A 12,615-nucleotide genomic window follows, 5' to 3' on the forward strand; every position below is an offset into this window, starting at 1 on the left:
CGGGTGCGCTAGCCTGCAGGAATGGTCGTCGTCGCTTCCCTGTTGTTCGCGCTGGCCGCGGTCGCGATCGTGACCGGCGCGCTCGGACTGCTGGGCAAACTGCCCCGCAACCGCTTCCTCGGTGTCACCACCGAAGCGGCGCTGCACAGCGACGACAATTTCCGCATCGCCAACCGCATCGCCGCCCCTACCTCGGTCGGCGCGGGCGCGCTGCTGTTCGCCGGTGGGCTGGTCGTGCTGGTCGCCGGTGGTTTCGCGGGGCTGGCCGTTGCCGCGATCGTCGCTGTAATCGCCGTGTTCACCCTCGGCGCGGGCGCCAACGCCGCAGCCCGCACGGTCGAACCCCTCATGCCCCCCGCTCCCGTCGGCGGCTGCGGCTCCTCGTGCGGCGGCTGCTCGCTGCGCGAGACCTGCGAACCCGCCAACTGACTGCCGTAGCGGCGACTGCCTTCCGGTACGACGCAAGCATGGTCTGAACGGGGATTCACCATGTTTTCGTGGCGACACCCCTGGTTGCGGCATTCCTGACGCCCGTACTCGAGGCCGGTTGCGCCACAAGGGAATTGCAAGGGGGCGCGGTTACCGTGGGATTCGACGTCCGATCCGGCGGGGTGGACGCGAAACACACGCGGATCGCCGCGTAAGAACCGATAGGGGGAGTCATGAAGGTACTCGGTTTCGGGCTGGGACTGTTCGTTCTCGGATTGGCCGTCGGGGCATTCGTACCATTGCTCGGCGTGCCGGTCATCTTGGCCGCGTTCATCTTCATCGCCGCAGGCAGCGTCCGCCTGTCGCGCGTTTCCGGACGCGCGGGTGGCCGCGGTGCCGGTTGGGCCGCGGGCAGCGGTGGATCGGCGGGCACAGCCGGCTGGAGTGGCGGCGGTGACAGCGGTGGAAGCAGCAGTAGCTGTGGCGGGGGTGGCTGTGGTGGTGGCGGTGGCGGCGGGGGCTGCTGACCTCGCCGTATCGATCCAGACAGGAGAGTTCCGTGCTCGCTGAAATTCTCATGACAGTGGCGGCGATTTTCTTCATGCTGGTCGTGGTCACCGTGGTCATCGGCGTACCGATCGCGCTCATCACGCGCAGTAACAGGTCCACGAACAACACGCCGGTCCCGCGCGCACCCGCTGTTCGCCAGCGCCCGCGCACGACCAGGACGGCTCAGGCCCAGCGGGCACGGAGCCGGCGCCGGTCGGACGGGGGCGAGTCCGGCGGCGGCGATTGGTCCAGCGGCAGCGATTGGTCGTGGAGTGACAGCGGGAGTTCCAGCGGCTGCAGTAGCTGCGGTGGAGGGGGCGGGGACTGACGGGCACGAGACGGGACGCGTTCTATGGGGGATCATGGAATGACGTCCCGTCTGCTCGACAGTCGCAGGAGGTTTCCGATGGCAACAACGCGCTTCGACCTGCGGGGGAGCAGGTTGTCTCTGGTGGGGGCCGTGGGGTTGGTCGTGGTCGGGGTGGGGTTCGCGGCGTTCGGGTCGATGTATGCCGCGGCGATTCTGTTCGCGGCGCTGGTGTTGTTCGTCCTCGGTATCAGTCGGATCATGCTGTCGCCGAAACCGCGCGGGGGCGGCAAGGCGGGGAGGGTCGCGGCGGGTAGTGCCAGTGCGGGGTTCGCTGGTACCGCGGATGGTGGGTGTGGTGACGGCGGCGGGAGTTGCGGTGGCGGGGGCGGTTGCGGTGGGGGCGGCGGGAGCTGCTGAAACGGTCGGGGATCGAGGGCTGAAAACTCACTCTTGTGTGTACGTACACTTATACGTATAGTGAGTTCATGCCCAACAAGACGATCTACGTTTCCGACGACGACCTCCCCGTATTCCAGCGGGCGCAGGAGCTCGTGGGCGGCAACCTCTCCAGCACGGTGGTCGCCGCGCTGCGCAGGCTCATCGAGCTGGAGGAAGGCCGCGAGGCCGGCTTCGAGGAGATCACGCTGCAGGTGGGTCGCGACGGAGTCCGGCAGGTGCGCTTTCAGGGCACGCTGCTGGGCGAGGTGCGCGATGCCGGCGACAAGCAGGCGCTGCACCAGGCGGTGTACCGCAGTCGCAAGGGCAAGCTCGTGCTCTACACGCACTCGGCCAAGTGGGAGGACTACCCGATCGGTGAGGCCGCCGGTGACATGAAGGAATGGAAGTATTGGCGCCGCATGTTCGGCATCGGCGCCGCGCCGTGGGATTGGGGCGACTACGAGTACGAGATCCTCGACGACCTGAGCGAGCTGAAGGGGCGCGTTCCCGCCAAGCTCTACCGCAAGGTCGAGGACATGACCGCGCATCCCAAGATCGAGGAACTCGACATCTAAGTCCTTCCGCGACAACCACATACCCAACCTGAGCACCGCAGCCCCTGGGGGCTGTGTGGATCAAACATGCACTTATTCGCACCAATGAATGCAATTTTCTGGAAAGGGACGACCATGGTCAACTCGGCCATCACCGCACGCGGCCTGCGCAAGGCCTACGGCGACAAGACAGTGCTCGACGGCATCGACCTCACCGTCGCGCAGGGCACCGTCTTCTCGCTACTGGGCCCCAACGGCGCGGGCAAGACCACCACCGTGCAAATCCTCACCACACTGATCGGCGCCGACGCGGGCGACATCACGGTCGGCGGCCACGACGTGACCACCGATGCCGCCGGAGTGCGCGCCATGATCGGTGTCACCGGCCAGTTCGCCGCCGTCGACGAACTGCTGACCGGTCGCGAGAACCTGCAGATGATGGGCGACCTGAACCATCTGCCCAAGCGCGAAACCCGCAGTCTGGCAACGGAACTACTGGAACGCTTCGACCTGGTCGAGGCCGCCGACAAACCGGCGAGCACCTACTCCGGCGGCATGACCCGCAGGCTCGACCTCGCGATGACGCTGGTGGGCAACCCGCAGGTGATCTTCCTCGACGAGCCGACCACCGGTCTGGACCCGCGCAGCCGCCGCGCCATCTGGGACATCATCCGCGCGCTGGTCGACGACCTCGGCGTCACCGTGTTCCTGACCACCCAGTACCTGGAGGAGGCCGACCACCTGGCCGACCGCATCGCGGTACTGGACAACGGCCGCATCGTCGCCGAAGGCACTGCGGCAGAACTGAAACGGCTGATCCCCGGCGGCCACATCCGCATCGATTTCGGCGACCAGACCGCCCTGGACGCGGCCCGCTACGCCTTCGGCTCCACCGCCCAGGTGTTGGAAGGCAGCGACGGGCTCACCCTCGCGGTGCCCGGCGACGGTGGCGTGCGCTCGCTGCGCGCGGTGCTCGATCTGCTCGATGCCGAAAACATCGAAGCGGGCGGCATTTCCGTGCACACCCCCAATCTCGACGACGTCTTCCTCACCCTCACCGGCCGCACCACCATCACCGAGCAGGAGTCAGTGCGATGACCACCCAGACCAAGTCCTACGCGTTCGCCGACACGATGACGATGTTGCGGCGCAACATGATTCACGCCAAGCGCTACCCCAGCATGGTCTTCAGCATCATCATCATGCCGACCGTGTTGATGCTGATCTTCAACTTCGTGTTCGGCGGCGCGCTGGAGAAATCGTCGGGCGGCAACTACATCGACTATCTGGCACCGGGCATGTTGTTGCTGCTGCCCGCGTATATGACGGTGTCGGTGGCGGTGTCGATCGCCAGTGACGCGAGCAAGGGCATCGTGAATCGCTTTCGAGTGATGTCGATTTCGCAGTCCTCGATGCTCACCGGACAGGTGCTCGGCTCGCTGCTGCAGGCGATCGGCGGCATCGCCATGATGCTCGGCGTGGCCCTGCTGATCGGGTTCCGGCCCTCGGCCGGCGTCGTCGAGTGGATCGCCGCGCTGGGTCTGCTAGTGCTGGTGACCTTCGCCTTCTCCTGGCTTGCCATCGCGTTGGGCCTGATCTCGCCCAACGTCGAAAGTGCCAGCAACGCACCGTTTCCCATCGTGATGATGCCGTTCCTCGGCAGCGGCCTGGTGGCTACCGACACCATGCCGGTGGGCTTGCGTCAGTTCGCCGAGTACCAGCCCTTCACGCCCATCACCGAAACCCTGCGCGGGCTACTGATGGGTACCGAGATCGGCATCAACGGCTGGGTCTCGCTGGCCTGGTGCGTGGTGATCGCGGGCGGCGGCTTCCTCTGGTCGAAGTCGATCTTCCGCAAGCAAGCGAAATAGGCTGCGGCGCACACGATCCGGTCTCCCACGCGGAGACCGGATCAGTTGCGTTCGAGTTCGATCGGGTGGGTCGCCAGCAGAGCCAGCGGCAACGGTTGACGGCGCAACACCGCGGCCCACAGGTCGTGGCGATCGGTGGCGACCGGGTCCGACGGCAGCGCCGACACCACGATCCAGTCCTCGTTGTCGAGCTCACCGTCGAGCTGGCCCATCGACCATCCCGCGTACCCGGCGAACACCCGGATCTGCTCGATGAGCGGGCGGATCTCGGCCGGATCGGCGTCCAGATCCACCAGCACCACCCGGCCGTCCACCCGGCGCAGCCCGCGCACCTCACTGATGTCGACACCCTCGCGCAGCACGGCCAGACACAGCGCCGCATCGCGTTTGACCGGGCCGCCGATATACAGATCGTCGGGGCTGGCGGCCAGATCCGCCCAGGCCGGCAGCACATCGACCACCGGGGTCTCGCTCGGCCGGTTCAACACCACGCCCAGACTGCCCGCGTCGTTGTGCTCGATCACGTACACCACGGTGCGCCGGAACGTCGGTTCCACCAGGTCGATCGCCGACACCAGCAGGTTGCCCGCGCGGACTCCCACCGCGGGCTGCCCGCGCCGCCGATCGTCGCCGTGCCCGTCGCGAGTCCGGCGCTCGTCCGGGTCGTCTCCGCCTGCCACGCTGCCATCATCGCATTGCCACGGCCCCGCGCGCTTCCCACGCAACGGATCGAAACCGGAATTTCTCCGCGCGCGGGCCTTCGAGCGCGCCGGTAAGGTCGCCCTATGCCTGTGCCCGAAGTCCTGCTCGATGACAACGACGCCGTGTACGACTACTACCTGCGTCATCAGCAGAACAGGTGGAAGGCGCTGGCCTCGTACGCGGTGCTGGCCCGGCGTTTCCGGCCGCGCGTGATGTTCGCCGACGGTGCGAAACAGCAGCTGACAGCGTTGATCCGCAGCGGGCGGCCGGTGATCTACGCGATCAACCACCTGTCCACCAGCGACCCGTACACGGTCGCGGCCACGGCCTGGCGGTCACCGTTGCGGTCGAAGATCGGGCGGGTGCGGGTGCTGGCCAAAGACGAGCTGTTCGTCGAGCCCGAGCAGCGGCGCAAGGTCGACATGATGGGCGGGATTCCGGTGTTCCGGGGCAAGGACCACGGGATCCGCGCGGTCAATGCCGCGGGTCAGCGGATGATGGATGTGTGCGCGCAGCGGTTGGTCGCCGGTGATCACCTGGCGATCTTTCCCGAGGGCACGTGCAACGAGGTCGACCACACGAAGGTGCAGGCGGTGGGCAGCGGGATCGGGCACATCGCGTTCCGGGCGGCCAAGTTGGATGCCGCGCCCGCGTTGGTCGCTATCGGGATGAATTACGGGCAACATGTGCCGTCTGCTGTCGGGCCCAGTGCCGCTGAGGTGGTTTCCGGCGTCGCGTACTTCCGGGCGCCGATTCTCGAGCTGCCGCAACGGCCCGGCGATATCGCCAAGCTGGTCAAAGACGAACTGCAACTGGCCGTCGACGGGGCCGTCGCGCGCTACTGAGGCAGGCCGAAGATCGCCCTGGATCGTTGCGGGACGAACGCGATGTACTCGGGATGGGTGGTGATGAAATGCAGAACCACCGGACACATCGGCAGGATGGCGAAACCTTCTTCACGGCTGGTGTCCAGGGCGGATTCGATCAGCGTGCTCGCGAAGCCGCGGCCTTCGAACTCGGGGAAGATCTCGGTGTGGACCATGGCTCGTTCGTCGCCGGTGTCCTGGTATTCGATGTAGCCGACGGGGCGACCGTCGCTGGTGAGTTCGAACCGCTCCATGGCGGTGTTCTTGCGGACCTGCGTCGACATATGCTGACGCTACCGTGGATTACAGGCCGAATTCGCGGGGAGAGGCGGAACCGATGACTCACCGACCGCTGGTTGTGCTTGCTCCCGACAAGTTCAAGGGGTCGCTGAGTGCGCCTGAGGTAGCTCGCGCGTTGGCCAGGGGAATTTCTCGGCGGATGCCGGGGGCCGACGTGCGGTGTGTGCCGGTGGCCGATGGCGGCGACGGGATGGTCGACGCGTTCGCGGCGGCGGGGTGGACGCGGGTCGAGGTCGACGCACCGGGGCCCACCGGGGAACCTTCGACCGCTGTCTACGCGGTGCGGGGAGAGACCGCGGTGGTGGAGTTGGCGGCTGCGGTGGGGTTGGTGAAACTGCCGGGTGGACGGTTGGCACCGTTGCAGGCCAGCACTTTCGGGTTGGGGGTGGTGATCGCGCACGCGCTGGACGCGGGGGCGCGCGACATCGTGTTGGGGCTCGGCGGCAGCGCTTCCAGCGATGGTGGGGCCGGATTGTTGCGGGCGTTGGGGTTGCGGTTGCTGGACCGCGACGGGGTGGAGTTGGAGGTCGCGGGGGACGTGGCCGCGATGCTCGGACAGGTGATCGCGGTGGACCGCAGTGGGTTGCATCCTGCTGTTTCCACGGCGCGGTTCACGTTGGCCTGCGATGTGGACAATCCGCTGCTCGGGCCCGCCGGTGCGGTGGCGGTGTACGCGCCGCAGAAGGGGGCCAGTGTTCGGCAGATGGTGAAACTCGAAGCGGGGCTGACCAATTGGGCTGCTGTGCTGGGCACGGGGTATGCGGAGATCGGTGGGGCGGGGGCCGCGGGCGGTACCGGGTTCGGGGTGCTTGCGGTGTTGGGGGCGCAGGTGCGCAGCGGGATCGATGTGGTGCTCGAGCTGCTGGAATTCACCACGCTGGTGGGTGCGGCGACGCTGGTGGTGACCGGGGAGGGGTCGCTGGATCATCAGAGTATGCACGGGAAGGCGCCCGTGGGGGTGGCGGCGGCGGCCAAGGCGGCGGGGGTGCCGGTGGTTGCGGCGGTGGGACGAATGATGTTGTCGCTGGGGGAGATTCGGGCCGCGGGGTTCGCTGCTTGCTATCCGCTCAGCGATCTCGAGCCTGATCCCGCGCGGTCGATCATCGCCGCGGCGGAACTGTTGGAACGCATCGGCGAGCGAATCGCTATGAACCACTTGCCGTTACCGCGACTGTGAGGGCGACGCAGCCTGGTGGGCGCGAAACATTCTGAGCTGCTGACAGTTACAGCGCGACTTCGGCGGCGGGTACTTCCGGCACGCGAAGGCCGGCCGGGGTGGTCAACTCCGTGCGATGCGTGGCGCCCCAGACCTCGAGCGGTGCCAGTGCCTCGCGCAGGGTTTCACCGAGCGGGGTGAGCGAGTACTCCACGCGCGGTGGGATCTCGGGGAAGATCTCGCGATGCACCACTCCGCTGCTCTCCAGATGACGCAGATTCTCGGCGAGCACCTTCTCGCTCACCCCGTCGAGCAGCCGCCGGATCTGCCCGAACCGCTGCGGCCCATCGCCCAGCACCCACATCAGGTGCAGCTTCCATTTACCGCCGACGACGTCGATCGCCAGGCTCATACCGCACACATCGTGATCCGCGTCACTGCTCATCGCCGCCACACCCTTCTGACCGTATTTCGAACCTCTAGGTAAGCAACCCCATCACAACGTGCGGTCTTCCCGACGATACTCGCGCCGACCACCATGGAAAGCGGCGCCGAACCACCCAGTATCCGAGAACTGAAGGGCCACACCATGTCTGAGAAATCCGCTTCCGTTTCCGTGCTCGGCCTCGGCCCGATGGGCCAGTCCATGGTCAAGGCCTTCCTCGAGGCCGGCGTCGAGGTGACGGTGTGGAATCGCAGCACCGCCAAGGTCGACGCGATGGTGGCGCTGGGTGCCAAGCGCGCCGACACCGTCGCCGAAGCACTCGACGCCAACAAGGTCTCCGTGCTCAGCCTGACCCACTACGACGCCATGTACGACGTGCTCGGCCAGGCGATCGACCACCTGCCCGGCAAGGTGATCGCCAACCTGTCGTCGGATTCACCGGAGAAAGCGCGGGCAGGCGCGAAATGGGTCCGCGAACACGGCGCCGAATTCTTCTCCGGCGGTGTGATGTCGGCAGGCGACAATATCGCCCATCCCGCGTCCTACATCTTCTACAGCGGCCCCGAGGCGGTGTTCGACGCGCACGCCGAACTCCTGCGCCCGCTGAGCCCCCAGGAATACCTCGGCGCCGACGACGGCCTCGCCCAGGTCTTCTACCAGGCACTACTCACGATTTTCCACCCCTGGCTGCTCGCCTTCGACCAGGCGACCGCCGTGATCGCGAAGTCCGGGCACGACATCGCCCAGTTCGTACCGTTCGCGGTCCGCGCGAGCGAGGCGTTCCCGTACTTCATGGACGAGTTCTCGAAGGCGAACCAGAACGGCGGCTGGGCCGACCTGGCGAGCCTGAAGATGATGGACGCGGGCGCCCAGCACATCATCGACGCCAGCGAGGAAGTCGGCGTCGACGCGGGCTTGTCCCACCTCGCCCAGTCGTACTGGCGCAAGGCCCTCGCCGCGAGTGAGGCTGCGGGCGAACCGGTTTCGACCTACGCGCTGATGCTGGGCAAGGCCTCCTGATGCCGGGCCGATCCGTCACCGTGGTCGGGCTCGGCCCGATGGGGCAGCAGATCGTGCGCGCCTATCTCGCGGCCGGAGTCACGGTGACGGTCTGGAACCGCACCCCCGAGAAGGCCGACGGGCTCGGCGCCGAGCGCGCCGACTCGATCGCCGAAGCGGTGGCGGCGGCCGAGCTCATCGTGCTCAGCCTGACCCACTACGACGCGATGGACGCGGTCCTCGATTCCGTCGATCTGACCGGCAAGGTCGTGGTCAACCTGTCCTCGGATTCTCCACAGCGCACCAGGGAGGGCGCGGCGTTCGTCCGGGCCCGAGGTGGTGAGTTTCTCGCCGGTGGGGTGATGGCTCAGCCCGAAGAGCTCGCAGGCTCGTCGGCTTACATCTTCTACAGCGGACTCCCGGAAGTCTTCGAGGCGCAGCGAGAGTTGTTGCGGCCCTTGGCGACAGCGGAATATCTGGGTGCCGACGACGGCGCGGCCCAGGTCTACTACCAGGCGATGCTGGCCCTGTTCCTGCCGCTGCTGCTCGGCTACGAACAGGCGCTGGCGATCATCGAGCGGTCCGGCTCCGAGATCGCTCGGTTCCTGCCCTACGCCCAGCGCTCACTGGGCAGTCTCGGCGACCTGTACGCCGCGTGGGCGGGCATGGCGGAGGAAGGCGGCCTCGCTGATGCGGCCTACCTGCGGATGATGGCGGCCGGTGCGCGGCACGTCGTGGAGACCGGTACCGCGGTCGGCGTGGATACCGTGCTGGCGGAATCGGTTTCGTCCTTCTGGGACCGAGCCGTCGGCACGTCGGCCTCGACATTTCAGCTGCTTCGCCGATGACACCGAAACCGTCCGGCACAGGTGCTGCCGGACGGTTCGGTCGTGCTCAGGCGGTCTCGGCGCCCAGCCTCGGGAACGGCTCGGTCGAGAACACCACTTCCACAGCCACTTCGAAGTAGGCGGCCAGCCGTAAAGCCAGGTGCAGGCTGGGGCTGTATTCGCCGCGTTCGAGGTAGCCGACGGTTTGGTAGTGCACACCCAGCGCCTCGGCCAGTTCGCGTCGCGAGATGCCGCGTTCGGCGCGCAGCATCGCGATGCGGTTGTAGATGACTTCAGAAGGCACGCTGCATCGCCTTGTCCCTTCGCGCGGCCATCGTGGAACCGGATTCGTGACCGGCCATGCGGCGCAACACCATCGGGGCCAGCAGCAAACCGACCACCGCCCAGATCCCCAGCACCGCAACGGTTTCCAGGTGACGCCACGACTGGTCGAGTTCGATCGCGACCGCGTCGGCCGGTAGCAGGGCCGAGCGCATACCCAGGCCGAGCCAGTAGATCGGAAACACCTGTGCCAGGCCCTGGAGCCAGCCGGGCATCGCGGTGATCGGGTAGAAGATGCCCGAGATCGCGATCACGGCCATCAGCGGCATGGTCAGCAGGAAGCCGGTGCGGGCGTCGAGGACGCTGCCCAGGATCGCGCCCAGTGGCAACACCGCGAGCAGCCCGAGCACGACCACCCACGTGAAGGTCGCCAGCGCGCCGAGGCTGCTGATCGAGAAGCCGCCGATGATTGCCATGCTCACGCCGAGCACGATAGCCAGCTGCGCCAACACCGCGCCCGTGGTGGTCACGATCTTGCCCACGAAGTAGCCGACCATGCCCTTGGGTACGGCCTTGGCGCGCAACAGCGTGCCGTCTTCGCGATCCTGGACCAGCACGTTGAGCAGGGCGTACATGCCGTTGAACGAGATGATCGTGGACAGCAGGCCGGGCACGGCCAACTCGGCGACCGACAGGCCGGAGTTGTCGTACATGGTGTTCCGCAGCAGGAACAACACCAGCAGCGTGATGGCGGGGGTGAGGAACTGCCCGATCAGGTCGACGGGCGAGCTGTAGGCCTGACGCAACTCGATCAGGCCGCGGTTGATGCCGGTGCGGATCATCGGGTGACCTCCGTGAGGGTGTGCACGGCGGCGACTTCCTCGCCGGATTCCGCGCGGCGAACCAGGGTCATGTAGGTGTCCTCGAGCGAGGCCCGGCGCACCTCCAGGTCGCCGATGGCGTCGCCGTGCTGTTTGAACAGTTCGTGCACGTACTTGGTCGACTCGGTGGTGGTGTGCACGAAGCGCTGACCGTCGACGGTCCAGCTGACCTGCGCTTCACCGGCGATCGAACGGGACAGTTCGTCGGGGGAACCGTCGGCGATCACGCGCCCGCCTGCCAGGATCAGGATCCGGTCGGCCAGCTTCTCGGCCTCGTCGAGGTCGTGCGTGGTCAGCAGCACGGTGGTGTCTTCCAGGTCGGCCAGGCGGTGCACCAGGTCGTGGAAGTCGCGGCGCGCGGCCGGATCGAAACCGGCGGTCGGTTCGTCCATGAACAGCAGTTCGGGCTTGCCGACGATGCCGATCGCCACATCCAACCTGCGCCGCTGACCGCCCGACAGCGACGAGATCTTGGCATCGGCCTGTTCGGTCAACCCGACCAGGTCGATGAGTTCGGCGGTGTCCCAGGGCCGTTGGATGCGGGCCGTGGAATACGGGGCGTAGTAGGTGCCCAGGTGGCGAAGCAGTTCTGCCACACGCCATTTGGCGTGGTCGCGCCAGGACTGCAGGACCACGCCGATGCGGGCGCGCCAGAGTTCGTCACCGCGTTCGGGATCGGCCCCCAGCACGTCGACCTGACCGGCCGACCTCCTGCGGAACCCCTCGAGGATCTCGATCGTGGTGGTTTTGCCCGCGCCGTTGGGGCCGAGCATCACGAGCACTTCCCCGCGCCTGGCCTGGAATGTCACGTCGTGCAGCACGTCTGTGTCGTCGTACCGCATCCGCAATTGCTTGACGTCTAGTACGACGCCATCGTTCGAAGTCATGAGTGCCTCCCAGTCATCGACCTTCGATGAAATGTAGCATACGTACTACATTCCATTGCGGCAATACTTCGCTTGAATTGGACAATTCAGGAAGTGTGAGCACTGCTCTTGACTATCGGTTGTCGCGCGCGCATGCTTGTTCTCAACAGAGAGCAGTGCTCACGGTTTCAAGGAGTGAACGACATGGACAACGCCACCCGCTACCTCAGCCCCGCCGGCGCCGACGCGGTCTTCAACAAGATCGCCAACCTGCTGCCCAAGCTCGGGATCAGCATCATGGGTTCGCGACTGCTCGCGGTGCGCGGGCGCAAGAGCGGGGAATGGCGGACCACGATGGTGAACGTGATGACCGGCGCCGACGGGCAGCGTTATCTGGTCGCGCCGCGCGGGCACACGCAGTGGGTGCGCAACCTGCGCGTGGCGGGCGAGGGTGAGCTGCGGCTGGGGCGCAAGAGTGAAACCTTCAGTGCCACAGAGGTTCCCGACGTCGACAAGGTGCCGCTGCTGCGGTTGTACCTGGAGAAGTTCGGCTGGGAGGTCGGCAAGTTCTTCGAAGGAGTCACCAAAGACGCCACCGATGCCGAATTGACCGCTATCGCACCGGGATTCCCCGTTTTCCGGCTCGGCTAGGACTGGGCCAAGAACTCGATCGCGGCCGCGTAACCCTGGATACCCAAGCCCGCGATCACCGCGGTCGCGATCGGCGAGACGAAGGAATGGTGCCGAAACTCTTCGCGCGCATGGATATTGCTGATGTGCACTTCCACGATCGGCACCTCCGGGATGGCCAGTGCGTCGCGCAGCGCCACCGAGGTGTGGGTGAGGCCGCCGGGATTGATCACGATCGCCGACACCTCACCGCGCGCCTGCTGGATCCGGTCGATCAGCGCGCCTTCGTGATTGGACTGGAAGGCGACGACCGTGCGATCGAAGCGGGCGGCAGTTTTTTCGCACAGGGCGATGACGTCATCGAGGGTGTCGGCGCCGTAGATCTCGGGCTGCCGGGTACCGAGCATGTTCAGGTTCGGTCCATTGATGACCAGGATCGGACCAGTGGCCTGCACACTTTCCATGCAGGCCACTGTATATATAGCGGCTGGTGCCGCAGATTCTCGGCCT

At 66.5% G+C, this 12,615-nt stretch carries 18 protein-coding genes; 11 read left to right on the forward strand and 7 right to left on the reverse strand.

Annotated features, from left to right (window positions below):
- Positions 1-21 precede the first annotated feature (21 nt).
- From ACFWU5_RS13965 to ACFWU5_RS13990, 6 genes are all read left to right on the forward strand, one after another.
- A complete protein-coding gene (locus tag ACFWU5_RS13965) occupies positions 22-429 on the forward strand; it encodes an SdpI family protein (RefSeq protein WP_379246642.1) in 408 nt (135 codons plus the stop codon).
- Positions 430-662: 233 nt separating this feature from the next.
- Entirely contained in the window at positions 663-956 is a 294-nt protein-coding gene (locus ACFWU5_RS13970; protein WP_379267417.1) for a hypothetical protein, read from the forward strand.
- A 428-nt stretch (positions 957-1,384) separates the two neighbouring features.
- Positions 1,385-1,705 carry a hypothetical protein gene (locus ACFWU5_RS13975; RefSeq protein ID WP_379267418.1) on the forward strand — a complete coding sequence of 107 codons (321 nt, stop codon included), beginning with the start codon at positions 1,385-1,387 and terminating at the stop codon, positions 1,703-1,705.
- Positions 1,706-1,773: 68 nt separating this feature from the next.
- Positions 1,774-2,301, forward strand: a complete 528-nt coding sequence (locus ACFWU5_RS13980; RefSeq protein ID WP_379267419.1) for an EXLDI protein — start codon at positions 1,774-1,776, stop codon at positions 2,299-2,301.
- Between the two features lie 114 nt (positions 2,302-2,415).
- Positions 2,416-3,378 (forward strand): ATP-binding cassette domain-containing protein, encoded by a 963-nt coding sequence (locus ACFWU5_RS13985; RefSeq protein WP_379267420.1) that lies wholly within the window; start codon positions 2,416-2,418, stop codon positions 3,376-3,378.
- A complete protein-coding gene (locus ACFWU5_RS13990) occupies positions 3,375-4,151 on the forward strand; it encodes an ABC transporter permease (RefSeq protein ID WP_379267421.1) in 777 nt (258 codons plus the stop codon). Before ACFWU5_RS13985 ends, ACFWU5_RS13990 begins: the two co-directional genes overlap by 4 nt.
- Before the next feature lie 41 nt (positions 4,152-4,192).
- Here the strand turns inward: ACFWU5_RS13990 and ACFWU5_RS13995 are convergent, their stop codons facing one another.
- A complete protein-coding gene (locus tag ACFWU5_RS13995) occupies positions 4,193-4,831 on the reverse strand; it encodes a YqgE/AlgH family protein (protein ID WP_379246630.1) in 639 nt (212 codons plus the stop codon).
- Between the two features lie 105 nt (positions 4,832-4,936).
- Here ACFWU5_RS13995 and ACFWU5_RS14000 point away from each other — a divergent pair, with 105 nt between their 5' ends.
- Positions 4,937-5,698, forward strand: coding sequence for a lysophospholipid acyltransferase family protein (locus ACFWU5_RS14000; RefSeq protein ID WP_379267422.1), 762 nt, complete (start codon positions 4,937-4,939; stop codon positions 5,696-5,698).
- Here the strand turns inward: ACFWU5_RS14000 and ACFWU5_RS14005 are convergent.
- Positions 5,692-6,003: a GNAT family N-acetyltransferase gene (locus tag ACFWU5_RS14005; protein WP_379246626.1), complete on the reverse strand. Its 312-nt coding sequence runs from the start codon at positions 6,001-6,003 to the stop codon at positions 5,692-5,694. The two genes, ACFWU5_RS14000 and ACFWU5_RS14005, sit on opposite strands and share 7 nt — an antisense overlap.
- Positions 6,004-6,056: 53 nt before the next feature.
- Between ACFWU5_RS14005 and ACFWU5_RS14010 the strand changes: the two genes are divergently transcribed.
- Positions 6,057-7,196: a glycerate kinase gene (locus ACFWU5_RS14010; protein WP_379267423.1), complete on the forward strand. Its 1,140-nt coding sequence runs from the start codon at positions 6,057-6,059 to the stop codon at positions 7,194-7,196.
- A gap of 46 nt (positions 7,197-7,242) precedes the next feature.
- On the opposite strand, the gene ACFWU5_RS14015 is transcribed toward ACFWU5_RS14010, so the two are convergent.
- Entirely contained in the window at positions 7,243-7,620 is a 378-nt protein-coding gene (locus ACFWU5_RS14015; protein ID WP_379267424.1) for a winged helix-turn-helix transcriptional regulator, read from the reverse strand.
- Between the two features lie 144 nt (positions 7,621-7,764).
- On the opposite strand from ACFWU5_RS14015, the gene ACFWU5_RS14020 reads away from it, so the two are divergent.
- Both ACFWU5_RS14020 and ACFWU5_RS14025 read left to right on the forward strand, forming a co-directional pair.
- On the forward strand, positions 7,765-8,640 hold the full coding sequence (locus ACFWU5_RS14020) for an NAD(P)-dependent oxidoreductase (RefSeq protein ID WP_379267425.1): 876 nt from the start codon (positions 7,765-7,767) through the stop codon (positions 8,638-8,640).
- Entirely contained in the window at positions 8,640-9,467 is an 828-nt protein-coding gene (locus tag ACFWU5_RS14025; RefSeq protein ID WP_379267426.1) for an NAD(P)-dependent oxidoreductase, read from the forward strand. Before ACFWU5_RS14020 ends, ACFWU5_RS14025 begins: the two co-directional genes overlap by 1 nt.
- A gap of 46 nt (positions 9,468-9,513) precedes the next feature.
- Here ACFWU5_RS14025 and ACFWU5_RS14030 read toward each other — a convergent pair whose 3' ends face one another.
- From ACFWU5_RS14030 to ACFWU5_RS14040, 3 genes are read right to left on the reverse strand one after another with little or no spacing between them, the layout of a single operon-like run.
- On the reverse strand, positions 9,514-9,750 hold the full coding sequence (locus ACFWU5_RS14030; RefSeq protein WP_379246616.1) for a helix-turn-helix transcriptional regulator: 237 nt from the start codon (positions 9,748-9,750) through the stop codon (positions 9,514-9,516).
- Positions 9,740-10,570 carry an ABC transporter permease gene (locus tag ACFWU5_RS14035; RefSeq protein ID WP_379267427.1) on the reverse strand — a complete coding sequence of 277 codons (831 nt, stop codon included), beginning with the start codon at positions 10,568-10,570 and terminating at the stop codon, positions 9,740-9,742. Before ACFWU5_RS14035 ends, ACFWU5_RS14030 begins: the two co-directional genes overlap by 11 nt.
- The gene (locus ACFWU5_RS14040; RefSeq protein WP_379267428.1) at positions 10,567-11,496 is read right to left on the reverse strand and encodes an ABC transporter ATP-binding protein; all 930 of its coding nucleotides are present in this window, start codon (positions 11,494-11,496) and stop codon (positions 10,567-10,569) included. The genes ACFWU5_RS14035 and ACFWU5_RS14040 overlap by 4 nt, the downstream gene beginning before the upstream one ends.
- A gap of 183 nt (positions 11,497-11,679) precedes the next feature.
- Between ACFWU5_RS14040 and ACFWU5_RS14045 the strand changes: the two genes are divergently transcribed.
- On the forward strand, positions 11,680-12,126 hold the full coding sequence (locus tag ACFWU5_RS14045) for a nitroreductase/quinone reductase family protein (RefSeq protein WP_379267429.1): 447 nt from the start codon (positions 11,680-11,682) through the stop codon (positions 12,124-12,126).
- Here the strand turns inward: ACFWU5_RS14045 and aroQ are convergent.
- Positions 12,123-12,569 carry a type II 3-dehydroquinate dehydratase gene (gene aroQ / locus ACFWU5_RS14050; protein WP_379267430.1) on the reverse strand — a complete coding sequence of 149 codons (447 nt, stop codon included), beginning with the start codon at positions 12,567-12,569 and terminating at the stop codon, positions 12,123-12,125. The two genes, ACFWU5_RS14045 and aroQ, sit on opposite strands and share 4 nt — an antisense overlap.
- Between the last annotated feature and the right edge of the window lie 46 nt (positions 12,570-12,615).

Source organism: Nocardia sp. NPDC058640 (assembly GCF_042716995.1).
In the GTDB taxonomy this organism is placed as follows: Bacteria; Actinomycetota; Actinomycetes; order Mycobacteriales; family Mycobacteriaceae; genus Nocardia.

What these genes read in the sequence shown, in the direction of transcription:
- ACFWU5_RS14025 (WP_379267426.1), top strand. Translation starts at nt 8,640, where the DNA reads ATGCCGGGCCGATCCGTCACCGTGGTCGGGCTCGGCCCGATGGGGCAG.
- ACFWU5_RS14040 (WP_379267428.1), bottom strand. Translation starts at nt 11,496, where the DNA reads ATGACTTCGAACGATGGCGTCGTACTAGACGTCAAGCAATTGCGGATG.
- ACFWU5_RS14020 (WP_379267425.1), top strand. Translation starts at nt 7,765, where the DNA reads ATGTCTGAGAAATCCGCTTCCGTTTCCGTGCTCGGCCTCGGCCCGATG.
- ACFWU5_RS13990 (WP_379267421.1), top strand. Translation starts at nt 3,375, where the DNA reads ATGACCACCCAGACCAAGTCCTACGCGTTCGCCGACACGATGACGATG.
- ACFWU5_RS13985 (WP_379267420.1), top strand. Translation starts at nt 2,416, where the DNA reads ATGGTCAACTCGGCCATCACCGCACGCGGCCTGCGCAAGGCCTACGGC.
- ACFWU5_RS14010 (WP_379267423.1), top strand. Translation starts at nt 6,057, where the DNA reads ATGACTCACCGACCGCTGGTTGTGCTTGCTCCCGACAAGTTCAAGGGG.
- ACFWU5_RS14000 (WP_379267422.1), top strand. Translation starts at nt 4,937, where the DNA reads ATGCCTGTGCCCGAAGTCCTGCTCGATGACAACGACGCCGTGTACGAC.
- ACFWU5_RS13970 (WP_379267417.1), top strand. Translation starts at nt 663, where the DNA reads ATGAAGGTACTCGGTTTCGGGCTGGGACTGTTCGTTCTCGGATTGGCC.
- ACFWU5_RS14035 (WP_379267427.1), bottom strand. Translation starts at nt 10,570, where the DNA reads ATGATCCGCACCGGCATCAACCGCGGCCTGATCGAGTTGCGTCAGGCC.
- ACFWU5_RS13980 (WP_379267419.1), top strand. Translation starts at nt 1,774, where the DNA reads ATGCCCAACAAGACGATCTACGTTTCCGACGACGACCTCCCCGTATTC.
- ACFWU5_RS14015 (WP_379267424.1), bottom strand. Translation starts at nt 7,620, where the DNA reads ATGAGCAGTGACGCGGATCACGATGTGTGCGGTATGAGCCTGGCGATC.
- ACFWU5_RS13975 (WP_379267418.1), top strand. Translation starts at nt 1,385, where the DNA reads ATGGCAACAACGCGCTTCGACCTGCGGGGGAGCAGGTTGTCTCTGGTG.
- aroQ (WP_379267430.1), bottom strand. Translation starts at nt 12,569, where the DNA reads ATGGAAAGTGTGCAGGCCACTGGTCCGATCCTGGTCATCAATGGACCG.
- ACFWU5_RS14045 (WP_379267429.1), top strand. Translation starts at nt 11,680, where the DNA reads ATGGACAACGCCACCCGCTACCTCAGCCCCGCCGGCGCCGACGCGGTC.
- ACFWU5_RS13965 (WP_379246642.1), top strand. Translation starts at nt 22, where the DNA reads ATGGTCGTCGTCGCTTCCCTGTTGTTCGCGCTGGCCGCGGTCGCGATC.
- ACFWU5_RS14005 (WP_379246626.1), bottom strand. Translation starts at nt 6,003, where the DNA reads ATGTCGACGCAGGTCCGCAAGAACACCGCCATGGAGCGGTTCGAACTC.